This is a genomic window from Azoarcus taiwanensis, from assembly GCF_012910885.1.
Classification (GTDB): Bacteria; Pseudomonadota; Gammaproteobacteria; order Burkholderiales; family Rhodocyclaceae; genus Azoarcus_F; species Azoarcus_F taiwanensis.
The window spans coordinates 1-246 of record NZ_WTVM01000329.1 but is presented as its reverse complement, the minus strand read 5'-3'; the positions used below and the strand labels follow the sequence as shown (position 1 = coordinate 246).

Genomic DNA, 246 nt, shown 5'->3' with positions numbered 1-246 from the left:
CGCGGATATTGCGCCAGGTGTCCTGACAGGCGTGCTCGATCACACGCTCCAGTAGCAACGCCAACACCGTGATCGCAATGTGGGCATGAATGCGGTGGGGCGCCCAGTGGAACACCGGGCGCATGCGCAGGCCGCCCTTCATCGTGCGCCAGGCTTCTTCCACGCGTTGCTGCTGCTTGTAGCCAAGCGCCATGTCCTCGGCGGTGAGGGTATCGTCGTTGCTATGGACAACGAACTTGCCGTCGA

At 62.6% G+C, this 246-nt stretch carries 1 pseudogene; it reads right to left on the bottom strand.

What is annotated here, in order from left to right:
• Nucleotides 1-246 (bottom strand): annotated as a pseudogene (locus tag GPA21_RS20570) (IS1634 family transposase); the annotation flags it as partial.